Origin of the sequence: Pseudomonas sp. BIGb0164 (assembly GCF_024810135.1) — a bacterium.
Lineage (GTDB): Bacteria > Pseudomonadota > Gammaproteobacteria > Pseudomonadales > Pseudomonadaceae > Aquipseudomonas.
Genome location: NZ_JANUEA010000009.1, coordinates 84,859 through 103,191 on the forward strand (window position 1 = coordinate 84,859; position 18,333 = coordinate 103,191).

Here is an 18,333-nt window from a genome sequence, read left to right on the forward strand (position 1 = left end):
TCCTCCTTGTTGTTATGGCCAAGCTTAAGTCATTTGTTGCCCTTGAGGCCCCCTTCGCGAGCAAGCCCGCTCCCACATTTGCCTGCATTCCAAAGTTGGAACGCGATCGAATGTGGGAGCGGGCTTGCTCGCGAAGAGGCCATAACCAACTATGCAAATGCCTGTTCGAGCGCCACGCCAGCCCCGGTCAACCCGGAATACGGCGCGGTCACCAACCACACCGGAATGCCTTTGAAGTAGTCACTCATGCAGCCCTTGTCGCCGAAACTCTTGGCAAAACCGCTGTTGATAAAGAAGTCGGCAAACCTGGGGATCACCCCGCCCACGATATACACACCACCGCGTCCACCGGTGGTCAGCACGTTGTTACCGGCCACCCGGCCCAGCCAGATGCTGAACTGGTTCAACACTTCCATCGCCACCGGGTCGCCCGCCAGGCCCGCTGCAGTAATGGCTTCAGGCGTATCGAGCACCGGCGTATGGCCGTCGACCGCGCAAATCGCACGGTACACACGCGGCAACCCGCCACCACTCAAGGCGGTCTCGGCGCTGACGTGGCCGATTTCAGTGTAGATGTGTTGCCACAGCTGGGTTTCACGCGGGCTGCTCAAGGGCAGGTCGACATGGCCGCCCTCCCCCGGCAACGCTGCCCAACGGCCGCCACCCAAATCCAGCAGGGTGCCGACGCCCAGGCCGGTGCCCGGGCCGATCACCACCGCTGGGCGCAACGGTTCCGGCGTGCCTTCGCAGACCACGCGGAATTCGTCCGGCTTGAGGCGGGTCATGCCCAGGGCCATGGCCGAGAAGTCGTTGACCAGCAGCAGCTCATCCACCTGCAGGGTTTTGCAAAACGCAGTCTTGCTCAGGCGCCAGTGATTGTTGGTGAATTTAAATTCATCCCCGCTCACCGGCCCGGCGACTGACAGGCACACCGCACCGATGTCCCCGATTTCCAGGCCTTCTTCCTTGAGGTAGACCTTGATGGCCTCCTCAGGGCTTTGGTGATCCGCCGTGGCATGCACGCGGATCGAATGCAGTTCCTGGTCCCGCCACAACGCAAAACGGGCGTTGGTGCCCCCGATATCACCGACCAGCGCAAGCTTCACTTAAGCGTCTCCAAGGCAGCGGTAAAGGCGCTGGCGCCCTGCTCTGCGGAGCTTGCGGCCAAGCGCATAAATGCAAACAGCTCGCGCCCGGCCCCCACGTTATTGCCCAACAGGCCCGTGGCAGGCGTGCGCGCTGCAAATTCTTCGGCGTCCACCTTAAGCTCCAAGGTGCCGGTAACGCCATCGACGCGAATGATATCGCCATCTTGCACTCGCGCCAGCGGCCCGCCGCTCTGGGCTTCGGGATTGACGTGAATCGCGGCGGGGATCTTACCCGAGGCGCCGGACATACGCCCGTCAGTTACGAGGGCCACTTTGAAACCACGGTCCTGCAACACGCCGAGGAACGGGGTCATCTTGTGCAGTTCAGGCATGCCGTTGGAGCGCGGGCCCTGGAAGCGCATCACCGCGACGAAATCTTTTTCCAGCTGGCCAGCCTTGAACGCATCAGCCAGGTCCTGCTGGTCCTGGAACACTACCGCAGGCGCTTCGACGACTTGGTGTTCAAGGGCTACTGCCGAGACTTTCATCACGCCACGGCCGAGGTTGCCTTCCATCACACGCAAGCCGCCTTCTGGCGAGAACGCACGGGCCACGGGGCGCAGGATGGTTTCGTCGAGGCTTTCGATAGGGCCGTCGCGCCAGATCAGCTCGCCGTCCACCAGGAACGGCTCCTGGGTGTAGCGGCTCAAACCCTTGCCGGCCACGGTGTTGACGTCTTCGTGGAGCAGGCCGGCTTCGAGCAGTTCGCGGATCAGGAACGACATGCCGCCCGCTGCCTGGAAGTGGTTGATGTCGGCCTTGCCGTTTGGATACACGTGGGACAGGGTCGGCACCACCTCGGAGAGGTCGGCCATGTCCTGCCAGGTGAGGATGATGCCCGCCGACATGGCGATGGCCGGCATATGCAGGGTGTGGTTGGTGGAACCGCCGGTGGCGTTGAGGGCGACGATGGAGTTGACGATGGACTTCTCGTCGACGATCTCGCCGATCGGCGTGAAGTTGCCATTGGCCTTGGTCAGTCGCGTGACCTGGTGCGCGGCTTCACGGGTCAGCGCGTCACGCAGCGGCGTGTAGGGGTTGACGAACGAGGCGCCCGGCAAGTGCAGGCCCATCACTTCCATCAGCAACTGGTTGGTGTTGGCGGTGCCGTAGAAGGTGCAGGTGCCCGGGCTGTGGTAGGACTTCATCTCCGATTCCAGCAGTTCTTCGCGGGTGGCCTTGCCTTCGGCGTAGCGCTGGCGCACGTCGGCTTTCTGCTTGTTGGAGATACCCGACGGCATCGGGCCGCCCGGTACGAAGATCATCGGCAGGTGACCGTAACGCAGCGCGCCCATCATCAGGCCCGGCACGATCTTGTCGCAGATGCCCAGCATCAGCGCCGCGTCGAACATGTTGTGGGACAGCGCTACCGCCGTGGACATGGCGATGACCTCACGGCTGAGCAGGCTCAGCTCCATACCGGGCTCGCCCTGGGTCACGCCGTCGCACATGGCGGGGGTGCCGCCGGCGAACTGGCCGACCGAGCCGACTTCGCGCAGGGCTTTCTTGATCTGTTCAGGGAAATGTTCGTAGGGCTGGTGCGCCGAGAGCATGTCGTTATATGACGAAACAATTGCCACGTTGGCGGCATTCATCATGCGCAGGCTATTTTTATCTTCAGTGCCGCAACCGGCCACGCCGTGGGCAAAGTTGGCGCATTGCAGCTTACCGCGCATCGGACCGTCGCTGGCGGCGCCGCGAATGAGCGCAAGGTAGGCCTCGCGGGTGGCGCGGCTGCGGGCGATGAGCCGTTCGGTGACCTCAAGGACGCGGGGATGCATGTGTAGAACTCCAGGCTAACGGATGTGGCGACCTGAGTGTCTATGCTGGTCAAACGCCCGCCGTGAAGAGGTTGGCAGGGTGTTACTTGACCAATCGGACCAGTTGATTCAGGTCACTCGTTGTAGATTGAACAAAATATTGCCACTAAAAAGGCTTGTTTTCTATTTTTATGCGAATAATCTTGTAATTCTTACAACAAATCGACGACAGGCACTTTCCAATGACTCTTCGTATCGCAATCAATGGTTTTGGCCGTATCGGCCGTAATGTCCTGCGCGCACTGTATACCCAAGGCTACCGTCAGGATTTGCAGATCGTCGCCATCAATGATTTGGGTGACAGCGCAATCAATGCCCACCTGCTCAAGTACGACACCGTGCATGGCACTTTCGAAGCAGAGGTCGCCCACGATCAGGAAAGCCTGACCGTCAACGGTGACCGGATCGCCGTCAGCGCCATTCGCAACCCGGCCGAACTGCCCTGGGCGGCGCACAAAATCGACGTGGTGTTCGAATGCACCGGCCTGTTCACCGACCGTGACAAAGCTGCCGCCCATATTACCGCTGGTGCGCGCAAGGTGATCATCTCCGCACCTGCCAAGGGCGCTGATGCCACCGTGGTTTATGGGGTTAACCATGACACTCTGCGTCAATCCCACCAGATCATCTCCAACGCGTCGTGCACCACCAACTGCCTGGCGCCTGTGGCGCAGGTGCTGCACCGTGAGCTGGGCATCGAAAGCGGCCTGATGACCACCATTCACGCCTACACCAACGACCAGAACCTGACCGACGTCTACCACACCGACCCGTACCGTGCGCGTTCGGCCACCCAGAACATGATCCCGAGCAAGACCGGCGCCGCCGAAGCCGTGGGCCTGGTGCTGCCGGAACTGGCCGGCAAGCTGACCGGCATGGCCGTGCGTGTACCGGTGATCAACGTGTCGCTGGTGGACCTCACCGTCACCCTGAAAAAAGACGCCACGGCCGAAGAAGTCAACGCACTGCTCAAGGAAGCCAGCCAGCATTCGAAGATCCTCGGCTACAACACCCTGCCGCTGGTTTCGAGCGACTTCAACCACAACCCGCTGTCGTCGATTTTCGATGCCAATCACACCAAGGTCAGCGGCAAGTTGCTGAAAGTGCTCGCCTGGTACGACAACGAGTGGGGCTTCTCCAACCGCATGCTGGATAACTGCCTGGCGCTGTGCAACGCAGAATAATCCCGTAGGGCAGGCTTGTGTGGGAGCGGGTTTGCTCGCGAATACAGGCACCTCGGTTCGTCTGAATACCGAGGTGATGCATTCGCGAGCAAGCCCGCTCCCACCTTTGTCCTGCGCAAATCCGTTCAAAGTGCCACTTGCCATTTGAGTTGATGATAAGCATTATCATTCACTGCAAATCGGTCTGGTATCACTGTGAGCCAATCTCGCTTCAACCAAGTCTTTCTCACCCAACGGGTGATTCTGCTACGCACCTTGCAGCGGATGGTGAACAACCACAGCACCGCCGAGGACCTGTTGCAGGAAACCTACCTGCGCGTCACCCGGGCCCTGAGCGAGCGGCCCATCGATCACCTTGAACCTTTCGTCTATCAAACCGCGCGCAACCTGGCGCTGGATCACCTGCGTTCGCGCAGGATCCAGGCTCGCACCCTGCAGGAAGATGTGCCGCTGGACATCCTGCAAAGCGTCGCCGCCCCCACCAGCACCCCGGAAGACGCCACCCAGGCCGAGCAATTGCTTGAGCACCTGAGCGTCAGCCTCGGCCAGTTGAGCGCCCGCCAGCAGCAGATCTTTATCCTCAGTCGCCTGCACGGCTGCAGCTATCAGGAGATTGCCGATCAGCTCGACGTGTCCTTGAGCACGGTGCAAAAGGAACTGAAATTGATCATGGCCATCTGTGTAGGTGTGGCCGAACGGCTGGATCAGCCTTAAGCTTCACCCGACAGATAGGTCGATCCAGGCTGTAGGAAAGATGAATAAAACGTGGCGAAGACCCGAGGAACACCGTGACGGACCCGAATAAACTGCGCCCCCATGAGCTGGCTCATGAGGTGCTGCAAGACGTGGCTATGGACCAGGCCCTCGACTGGCTGATCGCCTTGCAATGCCCGCAACCCGGGCAACAGGCCGAGTTCGAGGCCTGGCTGGCCAAAGACCCTGCACACGTTCACGCTTTCGCCAAGGCCCAGGCCGCCTGGGGTGGCGCGCCGGTATACAGCGCCGCCGTGGCCCTGGCAGCACCGCGCAAACCGTCGGCCTGGCGCCGGATCAAACCGCACTGGAAACCCCTGGCCACCGCCGCCGTGCTGCTGATCGGCCTGTTCAGCTTCAGCAACCTGCCCGTGCGCCTGCAGGCTGATCACCTCACCGTGGTGGGTGAGCGCCAGCGCCTGCAACTGGACGATGGCTCCAAAGTACTGCTGAACACCAACTCGGCCTTTTCCAGCAGCATCAAGGATCACCAGCGCATCGCGCGCCTGTATCAGGGCGAGGCGTTTTTCGAGGTGGTGCCCAACCGTGGCCTGCCGCTGGAAATCGACGCCGGCCCGGTGCGTGCGAGCGTGCGCGACACCTCCTTCGCCGTGCGCTACCTCAATGGCGAAGCCCAGGTGCAGGTACAGCGCGGCGATGTCGACCTGAGCAACACCTTCGACGATGCCCGTGTACGCCTGAGCGCTGGTGAAAGCATCCGTATCGGCCCCAAAGGCTTCGGCCAACCGGCCAAGCTCGACCTCAACAAAGACCTGGCATGGGTGCAGGGCCGGCTGATTTTCGAAAACTGCCCGATGAGCGAAGTGCTCGCAGAACTGCGCCGCTACTACCCGGGCTGGATCGTCAATAACAACGACAAGCTCGCCAGTGTCGCGGTCACCGGCAACTACCGCCTCGACCAGCCGCTGGACGTGGTGCGCTCCCTGGCCCACATCACCTCGGCCAAGCTCTCGGAATACCCCGCGCTGGTCATCCTGAACTAAATGAGAATTATTTTTACTCGATAGCTGTCGGTGGTACGTCTCGTCTTAGCCAATGCAACTGATTCCTATTTGGTTCGGTTCGCAACTATAAGATTCGTACCCCGGAGCGCTCTCGATGTCCTCTTGTTTCAATCGCCGGTCTTCTTCGCCCGTCCTGTCCTTGCTGACCGCCGCCATCCTGCTGGCCGCAACGCCCGTGATGGCCGCCACGGCCACCGAACCGGCCGCGCGCAGCCACGGCAACTACAACTTCAGTATCGAACAACAGCCGCTGGTCTCGGCATTGAACGCATTCACCGCGGTGACCGGCTGGCAAGTCGGCCTGCCCGCCGAGCTGGGCCAGGGTGTGTCGTCCCCTGGCGTGCGCGGCCCGCTGTCGCCGGAAAAGGCCCTGGATCGCTTGTTGGTGGGGACCAACCTGAGCTATCGCAAACTGGGCAACAACAACATCGTGCTGGAAAAGCGTGCCGCCGGCAGCGCCCTCAACCTGCAGCAGGTGACCATCAGTGCCACCCGTACCGAGCAGGACGTGAGCAGCGTGCCCAGCACCGTCACCGTGCATGATCGCCAGGACCTGGACCGCGACAACGTGAACACCATTCGCGAACTGGTGCGCTACGAGCCCAACATCTCGGTCGGCGGTGCCGGTACCCGCGCCAGCAATGCGGGCTACAACATTCGCGGCATCGACGGCGACCGCATTCTCACCCAGGTCGACGGCGTCGAAGTGCCGGACAATTTCTTCAACGGCCCCTACGCCAAGACCCGTCGCAACTATGTCGACCCGGAAATCGTCAAGCGCGTGGAAATCCTGCGTGGCCCTGCCTCGGCCCTGTACGGCAGCAGCGCCATCGGCGGCGCCGTCAGCTATTTCACCCTCGACCCGGATGACATCATCAAGCCCGGCCAGGACTACGGCGCCCGCCTGAAAACCGGCTACAGCTCGGCCGACGACAGCTGGCTGACCTCCGGCACCGTCGCCGGTCGCGTGCAGGACTTCGACGGCTTGCTGCACCTGAGCCAGCGCAACGGTCATGAAATGGAATCCTATGACGGCAACAACGCCACCGGCCTGGCCCGCACTGGCGCCAACCCGGAGGATGCGCGCACCACCAACGTGCTGGCCAAACTGGGTTGGAACTACGGGGACGACAACCGCCTGGGCCTGACCTACGAGAAGTTCAAGGATGACCGCGACGTCAACCTGAAAAACGCCGTGGGCGGTCCGTTCACCGGCGGTCGCGGCTTCAACTTCTATCGTGCGCGTTCAGGTAACGACACCATCACCCGCGAACGTTTCGCCATTGAAAACCGCTTTGCCCTCGACTCGCCGATTGCCGATCACATCAAGACCAGCCTCAACTATCAGATCGCCAAGACCGACCAGACCACCGCTGAGATCTACCAACCCTCGCGCCGCGTATTGCGCACCCGCGAAACCCTGTATGAAGAAAAACAGTGGGTGTTCGACGCGCAGTTGGACAAGGCCTTCAGCATCGGCGAAACCGATCACCAGGTGACCTACGGCACCACCCTGAAACAACAAAAAGTCACCGGCTCCCGCGAAGGCGGCGCGACCTGCCTGGCCGTCGGCGGCGGTTGCACGGCGATTGGCGCACCGAGCCCACAGGCCAGCGACAGCGTGAAAAAGGCCAGCGACTTCCCGGACCCGACCATCAACACCTATTCGCTGTTCGCCCAAGACCAGATCACCTGGAACAAATGGACCTTCCTGCCGGCCGTACGTTACGACTACACCCAGCTCAAGCCCAAGCTGACCGAAGAGTTCCTCAACACCGTTGACCCAACGCGGATCTACGACCACAGCGACGCCGACAAAACCTGGCACCGGGTCACACCCAAGTTCGGCCTGACCTACGCGCTGACCGACCATTACACCTGGTTCGGCCAATACGCCGAAGGGTTCCGCACACCCTCGGCGAAAGCGCTGTACGGCCGTTTCGAAAACCTGAACCAGGGCTACACCGTCGAGCCCAACCCGAACCTCAAGCCGGAAACCAGCAAAGGCATTGAAACCGGGATTCGCGGCAACTTCGACGAAGGTTCGTTCGACATCGCCGTGTTCTACAACAAATACCGCGACTTCATTGACGAAGACGCCTCGGTCGCCGGCGGTACCGTGCAGCAGTTCGAAGCCAACAACATCAAGCACGCCACCATCAAGGGCATCGAAGCCAAGGGCCGCCTGAACCTCGATGCGTTCGGCGCACCACAAGGCCTCTACACCCAGGGTTCGGTCGGCTACACCTATGGCCGCAACGACGACAACGGCGAGCCGCTCAACAGCGTCAACCCGCTCAAAGGCGTGTTCGGCCTGGGCTACGACCAGGACAACTACGGCGGTCTGCTGAGCTGGACCCTGGTGAAAAAGCAGAACCGTGTGGACAGCACTACCTTCCACGCCCCCGATGGCAGCACCAGCGCGCCCTTCAAGACGCCGGGCTTCGGCGTTCTCGACCTGACCGCCTTCTACAAAGTCACAGACGACGTGACCATCAACGGTGGCGTCTACAACCTGACCGACAAGAAGTACTGGAACTGGGATGACGTGCGCAGCTACGACAGTGTCGGTGAAGCTGGCGTGACCGCACCCGCCAACCTTGACCGCCTGACCCAGCCGGGCCGCAACTTCGCGATCAACCTGATCTGGGACATCTGATAACACCCGCCTCACCCCGCCGGAATTTCACCGGCGGGGTGAGGATTTTTTACTGTGCCGCGTCTTCTTGTTCGTCTAGTTGATAACAGCTCTCTTTAGAGCCACAAGGCGCTACCCTTCTCAAGGACTTTCCCAATGACCGCTTCCCCTACCGCAGAACGCCCAAGCCTGCGCTCCCAGCGCCTGAACCAGATCACCAACGAGCCACACACCAAGCTCGACGCCCTGGTCAAGGCTCACGCGCCATTTGAAACCCAGGCCAACTTCGCCCGCTTCGTGGTGGCCCAGTACCTGTTCCAATCAGAACTCGTAGCCCTGTACAACGACGCCGAACTCATCAAAATTGTCCCGGACCTTGCCGCACGCTGCCGCGCCGAAGCCGCCAAACTGGACCTGGGCGACCTGGATACCGACGTACCGGCCCCCGTTGCCGGCGCGGTTAAAAACCCGAGCAAAGCCGAAGCCCTGGGCTGGTTGTTTGTGTCCGAAGGCTCCAAGCTGGGCGCTGCGTTCCTGATCAAGCGCGCCGTGGGTCTGGGCCTGAGCGAAACCTTCGGCGCCCGCCACCTTGGCGAACCGGCCGGTGGCCGTGCTGAAGGCTGGAAGAGCTTTACCCGCACCCTCGACGGCCTGGAGTTCAGCGCAGAAGAAGAAGCGGCGGTGGAAAAAGGTGCAATCGACGCGTTCGTGCGCTTCACCGTGCTGCTCGAACAGGCGTACGCTAGCGCCCCTGAACTCGCCTGATCTTTGGCTGAAATGCGATAACCCTGTGGGAGCGGGCTTGCTCGCGAATGCGGTGGATCAGGCAAAAATGCATTGGCTGACACACCGCATTCGCGATGCAAGCCCGCTCCCACATTTAGATCTCATTTCAAATAGATTTTCTGTGATACCCCCACATATGACCGGCAAAACCCAATCCACCTCGAAAATCGCGCAGATCCTCTTCGGCCTGCTGGCCTATGTCAGCCTGGGCATTGGGTTGGTGGCGATTGTCATCCCGGGTTTGCCCACCACCGAATTCATCCTGCTCGCTGCCTGGGCCGCTACCAAAAGTTCGCCGCGCCTGAGCGCCTGGCTGGAAAACCACCGGCTGTTCGGGCCGATCCTGTTCAACTGGCGCAACGGCAAGATCATTGCGCGCCGCGCCAAAATCAGCGCCACCATCAGCATGTTGGTCTGCGCCGTCTTGATGCTGGTGATGCTCGAACACGGCTGGCCGGTGTACCTGGCCATTGCCGGGATGAGCCTGGGCAACCTGTGGATCTGGTCACGTCCGGAACGGCTTGCAGCCCCTGTATAATGCTGCGTGTAGGGTTTCTCCTACCGCTCATCGCCTCTCTCTCATGAATTGAATCATGACGCCGATGTTTCAGACATAGCGCTGAATGGACTTGGCCTGCACTGCGTGCCTTCCAATAAGTCCATTCGTGAGTGAACCTATGTTCGACACCCTCTCCATTCGCTTGAAAATAGTGCTGCTATCAGGCCTTTGCCTGTTGGGTGTGATCGCGCTGATCATCAGCATCAACCTCTACGAAACCGACCAGAACGATCACCTGATCAGCGACTCAAGCTCGCGAATGCTCACCAACAGCGTGCAGAGCCTGCTGCAATCCAAAGCCGCCGAACAGGCCATGCTGTTGCAGAAAACCTTTGGCGAAAACCTGCTGGTGGTGACCGCCCTCGCCGACCAGGTCAAGGATTTGCGCGCCCTGGCGGCCAAGCGTTCGCTGGAGCCTGGCGCGTTGCGAGAAGAACTCAACCAGAGCCTCAAGACCACATTTGAGCGCAATAGCAAAGTGCTGGGTATCTGGCTCTCATTCGAACCCAATGGACTGGATGGCAAGGACAGCGAATTCGTCGACGACAAGGCCCGCGTGTCCAACGAAAAAGGCCGTTTCTCCAGCTACTGGAGCCGCGCCGGTGGCGACGGCCTGAACACCATCATGGTCGAAGAGGACCTGACCAAGACCACCCCCAACCTCAGCGGCACGCCCTACAACATCTGGTACACCTGCCCACGGGACACGCGCAAGGTTTGCTTGCTGGACCCCTACGCCGATGAAGTGGCCGGCAAGCAAATGCTGATGACCACCATTGCCTTACCGCTGATCGTGGACGGCAAAGTCATCGGCGTGGTCGGTATCGACATCGCCCTCAACACCCTGCAAGCAGTGACGGATGCGGCACAAAAAGAACTGTTTGATGGCGCGGCGCACCTGGAGATCCTGTCCAGCACCGGCCTGATCGCGGCGTATAGCGGCCAGCCGGACAAGGTCGGCAAAAACCTGATCGACACTATCGGCGCCGAAGGCAAGGAAATCGTGCAGTTGCTGGCCAGTGACAGCCACGTCAACCGTGAACAAGGCGATACAATTCGTGCGGTTTACTCAGTCAGGCCCATTGCCGATGCAAAAGCCTGGGGCGTAGTGATTAAACTGCCAAAACAGGTAATGTTGGCCGACTCCGTGAAACTCCAACACGTGCTTGATCAAGCCCAGGCCAGCGGTACCCTCAAAGCCTTGCTGGTGGGCGCTGCTGCCGGTCTGCTCGGCCTGCTGCTGATCTGGCTGACCGCAACCGGCGTCACCCGCCCGATCAACAACGTGGCGGCCATGCTCAAGAACATCGCCAGCGGCGAAGGCGACCTCACCCAGCGCCTGGCCTACGCCAAGAAGGATGAACTAGGCGAACTGGCCAACTGGTTCAACCGTTTCCTCGACAAGCTGCAACCGACCATCGCGCAGATCAAGCAAAGCATCACCGAGGCGCGCGGTACCGCCGACCAGTCTTCGGCCATCGCACGCCAGACCAGCGAAGGCATGCAGGTGCAGTTCCGGGAGATCGACCAGGTGGCCACCGCGTCCAACGAGATGAGCGCCACCGCCCACGACGTGGCCAACAGCGCATCCAATGCAGCCAGTGCGGCGCGAGGGGCTGACCAGTCGGCACGTGAAGGCATGTCGATCATTGAGCAGAGCACACGTGACATCACCACCCTGGCCGAAGAAGTCAGCAAAGCGGTGAGCGAAGTTGAAGCCCTGGCCGTGAACAGCGAGCAGATCGGTTCGGTGCTGGAAGTGATCCGCAGCATCGCCGAGCAGACCAACCTGTTGGCGCTGAATGCCGCCATCGAAGCCGCACGCGCCGGGGAAAGCGGCCGGGGGTTTGCAGTGGTGGCCGACGAAGTGCGCAACCTGGCCAAGCGTACCCAGGATTCCGTGGAGGAAATCCGCCTGGTGATCGAACGCATCCAGACCGGCACCCGAGGGGTGGTGGCAACCATGCACTCCAGCCAGAGCCAGGCGCAAAGCAATGCCGGGCAGATCCATCAAGCGGTGCAGGCCCTGGGCAAGATCAGCGATGCGGTGACGGTGATCAGCGACATGAACCTGCAGATCGCCAGCGCCGCCGAGCAACAGAGCGCCGTGGCCGAAGAGGTCAACCGCAACGTCTCGGCGATCCGCACCGTCACCGAAACCCTCACCGGCCAGGCCACCGAGTCGGCGGCCATCAGCAGCCAACTCAATGCCCTGGCGACTCAGCAGATGGCGCTGATGGACCAGTTCAAGGTCTGACCGCTTACGCCAACCCCACGCTAAACCCTGTGGGAGCCGGGCTTGCCCGCGATGACGGTGGGTCAGCAATGACTCTATTGGCTGACACACCGCTATCGCCAGCAAGCCGGCTCCTACGGATTAACGCCCGGGCCAGGCCTGGACGAACGCTGCTACGTCTTCTTTGGCCGCCGTACGTGGCGGGTTCTGCGGCGTGCCCAGGTACAGGAAGCCAATCACTTCCTCATCCGCCGTCAGCCCCAAGCCTTTGGCGACGTGGGCCGAGTAGGACAATTCACCGGTGCGCCACACCGCACCGATGCCCTGGGCGTACGCGGCCAGCAGGATGCCGTGGGCTGCACAGGCGGCGGCCAGCAGCTGCTCGGACTTGGGCACCTTGAAGTGCTCCTGCAACCGGGCAATCACCACCACTACCAACGGCGCGCGCAGCGGGCCGTTCTGGGCCTTGTCGATCACCGCCTGCGGTGCGTCGGCGTCTTGCAGACGGGCGGCCTCGGCCAGCAACGTCCCCATCTGCTCGCGGGCGGCGCCTTCTACCGTAAGGAAACGCCAAGGGCGCAGTTGGCCGTGGTCAGGCGCGCGCATGGCGGCGGCGAACAGCACGTCGCGCTGCTCCTGGGTCGGCGCCGGCTCCAGCAAACGCGGCACGGAAACACGGTTGAGCAAAGCGTCGAGAGCCTGCATTGGCCACCTCCAGAGAAAAATGTGCGGCCATTCTAGCGGGATTGAATCGGATTGGACCAAACGATAATTGCTCTTATTCAATCCGCCCCGCCCTGTTAGACTTTGCGACCTTATTTTCAGCCGCCGTTCAGGAAACTCGATGTTCCGTTCGCTTTTTCGCCTGTCCGCAGCATTGATGGCCTTGAGCCTCACGGCCTGCGATGACGCCCCTCGCTTCACCAAGGCCGAGCCGGGTGAATCGCGCAGCGGTGGCGCCACGACGGTGAACAAGCGCGACCAGAACGCGTTTTCCCTGCCCTCGGCCAACCTGCCCCCTACCCGCCGCCTCGACTTCAGCGTCGGCAATAGCTTCTTTCGCAGCCCGTGGGTGATCGCGCCGTCCACCACCACTGCGCGGGACGGCCTGGGCCCGCTGTTCAACACCAATGCCTGCCAGAACTGCCATATCAAGGACGGCCGTGGCCATCCGCCACTGCCCGACGCGCCCAACGCGGTGTCGATGCTGGTGCGCCTGTCGATCCCGGGCACGCCGGCCTATGCCAAGGTCATCGAACAGATCGGCGTGGTCCCCGAGCCGGTCTACGGCGGGCAACTGCAGGACATGGCCGTACCCGGCGTGGCACCGGAAGGCAAAGTGCGGGTGGACTACACACCGGTCAACGTCAGGTTCAAGGACGGTACGGTGGTCGAGTTGCGCAAGCCGAACCTGCAAATCACCGGGCTCGGCTACGGCCCGATGCATCCAGACACACTTTTTTCCGCGCGGATCGCGCCGCCCATGATCGGCCTGGGGCTGCTGGAAGCCATCAGCGACGCCGACATCCTGCGCAATACCGACCCGAAAACCGCCGACAAGGAAGCCCTCGTCGGCCGCGCCAACTGGGTGTGGGACGACGCCCAGCACACCACCGTCCTCGGGCGTTTTGGCTGGAAAGCCGGGCAGCCAAACCTCAATCAACAAAATGTTCACGCGTTCTCTGGTGATATGGGCCTCACCACGTCCCTGAGACCCTTTGATGACTGCACCGATGCACAAGTCGCCTGCAAACAGGCGCCCAACGGCAATGGCCCGGATGGCGAACCGGAAGTCAGCGACAACATCCTGCGCCTGGTGCTGTTCTACACGCGCAACCTCGCCGTACCCGCACGCCGAGGCGTCAACACGCCACAGGTGCTGGCCGGCAAGAACCTGTTTTACCAGGCAGGCTGCCAGGGTTGTCACACGCCGACGTTCACCACGGCCGCGACTGCCGCCGAGCCCGAGCTGGCCAATCAGGTGATCCACCCCTACAGCGACCTGTTGTTGCACGACATGGGCGAAGGCCTGGCCGACAACCGCAGCGAATTCAAGGCCGGTGGCCGAGATTGGCGCACCACGCCGCTGTGGGGTATTGGCCTGACGCAAACCGTGAGTGGCCACACCCAGTTTTTGCATGACGGTCGCGCGCGCAACCTGCTCGAAGCCGTGCTGTGGCATGGCGGTGAAGCCCACGCGGCGCAGCAGCATGTGCTGACGTTTAATGCCGAGCAGCGCGCTGCGTTGCTGGCGTTCTTGAATTCCTTATAAGCGTTGCCCCAATTACAGAAGGGAGCTCTACATGTTCCGTCCCAAGTTGTTGTTCACCAGCCTGGCCGCCCTCGCACTGGGCGCCTGCTCGCCACAAGACCCGCAGGCCGTGACCTCGGCGGCCATCGCCAAGCAAGTGATCCTGCCGACCTACAGCCGCTGGGTCGAAGCCGACCGTCAACTGGCCGTCAGCGCCCTCGCCTACTGCCAGGGCAAGGAAAGCCTGGAAACCGCCCGTGCCGACTTCCTGCATGCACAAAAAGCCTGGGCCGAGCTGCAACCGCTGTTGATCGGCCCGCTGGCCGAAGGCAACCGTTCGTGGCAGGTGCAGTTCTGGCCGGACAAGAAAAACCTGGTCGGTCGCCAGGTTGAACAGCTGGTCACCGCCCAGCCACAGATCGATGGCGCTGCGCTGGCCAAATCCAGCGTCGTGGTACAAGGCCTGTCGGCCTACGAATACATCCTCTACGACGCCAAGACCGACGTCGCCGACGAAGCCCAGAAGGCCCGTTACTGCCCGCTGTTGGTGGCCATTGGCGAGCGCCAGAAAGCCCTGGCCGAGGAGATTTTGGCCAGCTGGAACAGCACCGACGGCATGCTGGCGCAGATGACCAAGTTTCCGAACCAGCGCTACGCCGATTCCCATGAAGCCATTGCCGATCTGCTGCGTGTCCAGGTAACCGCGCTGGACACTCTGAAGAAAAAACTCGGCACGCCGATGGGCCGCCAGACCAAGGGCATCCCGCAGCCGTTCCAGGCCGATGCCTGGCGCAGCGAGTCATCCCTGCAAAGCCTCGAAGCCAGCCTGGCCGCCGCCCAGACCGTGTGGGTCGGTGTCGACAACAAGGGCCTGCGTGGCCTGTTGCCGTCGGACCAGAAGCCGTTGGCCGACAAGATCGACGCCGCTTACGCCGCGTCCCTCAAGCTGTTCGCCAGCAACCAGCGCACCCTCAACGAATTGCTGGCCGACGATGCCGGGCGCCAGCAACTCAACGACCTCTACGACAGCCTCAACGTCGTCCACCGCCTGCACGAAGGCGAGCTGGCCAAGGCGCTGGGCATTCAACTGGGCTTTAACGCCAACGACGGTGACTGATGATGCTCAGGCGACAGGCTTTGGCCGTTGGCAGCGTACTGCTCAGTGCAATCACATTGGGTGGCTGGACGCTGTTTAAAAGCAAAGACAAGGGCCCGCTGCTGTTGTCGGCGCGCGATGATGCGGACGGCAAGCACTATGCCGTGGGTTACCGCCTGGACGGCAAGCCAGTGTTTGCCACCCAGGTCGGCCAGCGCTGCCACGACATCATCAACCATCCGACGCTGCCGATTGCGCTGTTTGTCGCCCGTCGCCCGGGCACCGAGAGTTACTTGATCGACCTGCGTGATGGCACGCTGCTGCAAACCATCACCTCCAAGGCCAACCGCCACTTCTATGGCCACGCGGTCATCCACAAGAGCGGCGACTGGCTGTACGCCACCGAAAACGACACGTCCGACCCCGGCCGTGGCCTACTCGGTGTGTACAGGTCCGAAGGTGAGCGCCTGGTGCACACGGGTGAGCTCTCCACCCATGGCATAGGCCCGCACCAAGTGTCCTGGATGCCCGACGGCGAAACCCTGGTGGTAGCCAACGGCGGTATTCGCACCGAAGCCGAAAGCCGGGTGGAGATGAACCTCAACGCCATGGAGCCGAGCCTGGTGCTGATGCACCGCGACGGGACGCTGATCAGCAAGGAAACCCTCGGCCAGCAGATGAACAGCGTGCGGCATATGGGGATCGCCAGCGATGGCACCATCCTCACTGGGCAGCAGTTCATGGGGCCGTCCCAGGAGCGTTCCGAGCTGCTGGCGATCAAGCGTCCAGGGCAACCGTTCGTGGCGTTCCCGGTGGCTGATGAGCAATTGCAGGCCATGGGGCACTACACCGCAAGCGTTGCGGTACACAGTGAGCTGCGCCTGGTAGCGCTGACCGCACCGCGAGGCAATCGCTTCTTTATCTGGGACATGGACAGCGGCGAATTGCGTCTGGATGGGCCGCTGCCTGATTGTGCCGGCGTGGGTGCGGTGGCCGATGGGTTTGTCGTCACCTCAGGCCAGGGGCGCTGCCGTTTCTACGACTGCCGCCAGAAACAGCTGGTGGCCAAACCACTGGAGCTGCCGGCCGGGCTTTGGGACAACCACCTGCACCTGGTCTGACGCCCGGTTATTCAAGGCAAAAAAAAGGGCCTCGCATCGCAAGGCCCTTCTCCGGGGGTTTGAATAATTTCAACTTTGCGGCCTCATGCCTTGAGACATCCCGAACATGAACAGCAACAGCTCATGATCGGGCTTGACCGCCACACTGGCCTTGGCGACGCGTGGCAACAGGCATTGCCCGCCACCTTGCACCGCATGCAACACCTGTGTGCGAGGCTGCTCCCACGCCGCCAGGGCGAGGGCTGCAACGCCCAACGCCCCGACCAGGAACAAACCTCGTGCTATTTCTAGCTTCATCTGGTTAAACCCTTGATAGCGCTGCCAAACGCCGTCTCGTAAAAGTAGCTGAGTTTTTCCCAGTCGGTACTGCTCCACGACGAATGGCGGCGCAGTTGCAGCATGTCATGGGAAGCCGCCCGATAAGCGGTCAAGCGCTGGCGGCATTTCTCGAAGTCCAGCAGCGCCACTTCCACATTGGCCGAGTCACCCTCGCCCGTTACCCGCACAAAGATATGCTTGATGTAGAGGCAACCGTGCTGCCAACGGCCCTTGTGCATGCGCGCCAGGGTGCCCGCCAACTCCTTGAGCATCCGTTCATGCACCTGTTCGCCGTACTGTTCACGGCCACCGGCGGCATACCAGTTTTCGATTTCGTCGAAGCCGTCCAGGGACGCGGTCACCAACAGGGCCTTCCATTGATGCTCAGGGTCGCGACGCGCCTCACAGAACACCAGCTCCGGCACCCGCACATCCAGCAAACGCAGACCCTTGAGGGCATCACGTTCGCGCAGGACGGTCGGGCGTCCAAACGGATGCAACAAGCTGCGGTAGATATGCCCGGTCTGGCGCTTGCTGTAGAGCAAGCGGCCATTGGGGCTGATCACCCGCTGTACACCACTTTCACCGCCGCGCCGACGGTTGGGCTCTTCCACCCACTCGCCTTGCTGGCGCCAGAAAAAATCGAATCGTTCTTCGGGAGCTACATGACTGCCTACTGCGCACTCAACTGCCATCCTGTTACCTCTTACGCAAGACATACACTCGCCACATGGCATAGAGCGGTATGAAGTCCAGAGACTCCTGAACACGGAAACCGGCTTGCTCAAACTCTGCCTCAACAGTAGCAGCCGGTAACACAAACCGGTTTTGGTAACCTTCCTGCTCACCTTTCTTACGACGTTTGACCTCGGCGCGCTTGCGTTTCCAAGCCTTGAAGTTGCCATCCACCCACAGCGAAATGATCACGCTGTCGCGGGTGACCCGCTGAAACTCCCGCAGTATCGACAGCCGGTGCGCCGGATCACCAATGTGGTGCATCAAGCGCATGCAGAAAATGCTGTCGACCGAGTTATCGGGCAGATCGATATCAAAGGCAGATGTCTGCAAGGGCCGTACCCGTTTCACCACATCGGCGGGTTGGGCCGCGGTCGCCACCTTCAGCATCGACGCCGAATTGTCGGCCCCGATGATCACACGGTTGGGCTTCTCGGCCAGCAGCGGCCAGAAACGCCCCGCTCCGCACGGCAGGTCCAGCACCAGGCCGGGCTCACCGGCCATGGCCAGTGCACCGCGCGCCAATTGCTCGTCGCGTTTGTGGGACAACCGGCGAGCCAGATTGTCCTGATGCTTGAGCAAATATTTCTGGGCGTGCTGATCGTCGTACTTTTCAGAAAATTCAAGCTTGGTCGGGGTAGACATCAACGGATCTCCAGTTGC

15 protein-coding genes and 2 pseudogenes are annotated in these 18,333 nt (G+C 61.5%); 11 read left to right on the forward strand and 6 right to left on the reverse strand.

Annotated features, from left to right (window positions below; translation table 11 throughout):
• Window positions 1-149: 149 nt before the first annotated feature.
• Both M2394_RS22705 and edd read right to left on the reverse strand, forming a co-directional pair.
• Entirely contained in the window at window positions 150-1,106 is a 957-nt protein-coding gene (locus tag M2394_RS22705; RefSeq protein WP_178921724.1) for a glucokinase, read from the reverse strand.
• Entirely contained in the window at window positions 1,103-2,929 is a 1,827-nt protein-coding gene (gene edd, locus M2394_RS22710) for a phosphogluconate dehydratase (protein ID WP_178921722.1), read from the reverse strand. Before edd ends, M2394_RS22705 begins: the two co-directional genes overlap by 4 nt.
• 221 nt (window positions 2,930-3,150) lie before the next feature.
• Between edd and gap the strand changes: the two genes are divergently transcribed.
• The 8 genes and pseudogenes from gap to M2394_RS30560 all read left to right on the forward strand — a co-directional run.
• Window positions 3,151-4,152 carry a type I glyceraldehyde-3-phosphate dehydrogenase gene (gene gap / locus M2394_RS22715; protein ID WP_259174662.1) on the forward strand — a complete coding sequence of 334 codons (1,002 nt, stop codon included), beginning with the start codon at window positions 3,151-3,153 and terminating at the stop codon, window positions 4,150-4,152.
• 195 nt (window positions 4,153-4,347) lie between these two features.
• The gene (locus M2394_RS22720) at window positions 4,348-4,866 is read left to right on the forward strand and encodes an RNA polymerase sigma factor (RefSeq protein WP_259174663.1); all 519 of its coding nucleotides are present in this window, start codon (window positions 4,348-4,350) and stop codon (window positions 4,864-4,866) included.
• 74 nt (window positions 4,867-4,940) lie between these two features.
• A complete protein-coding gene (locus tag M2394_RS22725) occupies window positions 4,941-5,909 on the forward strand; it encodes a FecR domain-containing protein (RefSeq protein WP_259174664.1) in 969 nt (322 codons plus the stop codon).
• Between the two features lie 115 nt (window positions 5,910-6,024).
• Window positions 6,025-8,589: a TonB-dependent receptor gene (locus M2394_RS22730; protein ID WP_178921717.1), complete on the forward strand. Its 2,565-nt coding sequence runs from the start codon at window positions 6,025-6,027 to the stop codon at window positions 8,587-8,589.
• Between the two features lie 135 nt (window positions 8,590-8,724).
• Entirely contained in the window at window positions 8,725-9,333 is a 609-nt protein-coding gene (locus M2394_RS22735) for a biliverdin-producing heme oxygenase (RefSeq protein ID WP_259174665.1), read from the forward strand.
• Window positions 9,334-9,490: 157 nt separating this feature from the next.
• Window positions 9,491-9,892 carry a YbaN family protein gene (locus tag M2394_RS22740; protein ID WP_176994357.1) on the forward strand — a complete coding sequence of 134 codons (402 nt, stop codon included), beginning with the start codon at window positions 9,491-9,493 and terminating at the stop codon, window positions 9,890-9,892.
• Between the two features lie 334 nt (window positions 9,893-10,226).
• Window positions 10,227-11,264: pseudogene (locus M2394_RS30555) on the forward strand (chemotaxis protein); the annotation flags it as partial.
• Window positions 11,265-11,639: 375 nt separating this feature from the next.
• A pseudogene (locus M2394_RS30560) lies at window positions 11,640-12,170 on the forward strand (methyl-accepting chemotaxis protein); the annotation flags it as partial.
• A 120-nt stretch (window positions 12,171-12,290) separates the two neighbouring features.
• Here M2394_RS30560 and M2394_RS22750 read toward each other — a convergent pair.
• A complete protein-coding gene (locus M2394_RS22750) occupies window positions 12,291-12,854 on the reverse strand; it encodes an NAD(P)H nitroreductase (RefSeq protein WP_178921711.1) in 564 nt (187 codons plus the stop codon).
• Window positions 12,855-12,993: 139 nt separating this feature from the next.
• Between M2394_RS22750 and M2394_RS22755 the strand changes: the two genes are divergently transcribed.
• Genes M2394_RS22755 through M2394_RS22765 form a run of 3 tightly spaced genes read left to right on the forward strand, consistent with a single transcriptional unit; the run spans window position 12,994 to window position 16,617 of the window.
• On the forward strand, window positions 12,994-14,421 hold the full coding sequence (locus M2394_RS22755; RefSeq protein WP_259174666.1) for a di-heme oxidoredictase family protein: 1,428 nt from the start codon (window positions 12,994-12,996) through the stop codon (window positions 14,419-14,421).
• Window positions 14,422-14,452: 31 nt separating this feature from the next.
• On the forward strand, window positions 14,453-15,517 hold the full coding sequence (locus M2394_RS22760) for an imelysin family protein (protein WP_176994361.1): 1,065 nt from the start codon (window positions 14,453-14,455) through the stop codon (window positions 15,515-15,517).
• A 2-nt stretch (window positions 15,518-15,519) separates the two neighbouring features.
• A complete protein-coding gene (locus tag M2394_RS22765; RefSeq protein ID WP_259174790.1) occupies window positions 15,520-16,617 on the forward strand; it encodes a DUF1513 domain-containing protein in 1,098 nt (365 codons plus the stop codon).
• A gap of 69 nt (window positions 16,618-16,686) precedes the next feature.
• Here M2394_RS22765 and M2394_RS22770 read toward each other — a convergent pair whose 3' ends face one another.
• The 3 genes from M2394_RS22770 to M2394_RS22780 are packed head-to-tail and all read right to left on the reverse strand — an operon-like array spanning window position 16,687 to window position 18,315.
• Window positions 16,687-16,914 (reverse strand): hypothetical protein, encoded by a 228-nt coding sequence (locus M2394_RS22770; protein ID WP_178921707.1) that lies wholly within the window; start codon window positions 16,912-16,914, stop codon window positions 16,687-16,689.
• The gene (locus M2394_RS22775; RefSeq protein WP_178921706.1) at window positions 16,911-17,630 is read right to left on the reverse strand and encodes a lipopolysaccharide kinase InaA family protein; all 720 of its coding nucleotides are present in this window, start codon (window positions 17,628-17,630) and stop codon (window positions 16,911-16,913) included. Before M2394_RS22775 ends, M2394_RS22770 begins: the two co-directional genes overlap by 4 nt.
• Window positions 17,631-17,634: 4 nt before the next feature.
• On the reverse strand, window positions 17,635-18,315 hold the full coding sequence (locus tag M2394_RS22780) for a class I SAM-dependent methyltransferase (protein ID WP_178921705.1): 681 nt from the start codon (window positions 18,313-18,315) through the stop codon (window positions 17,635-17,637).
• Window positions 18,316-18,333 lie beyond the last annotated feature (18 nt).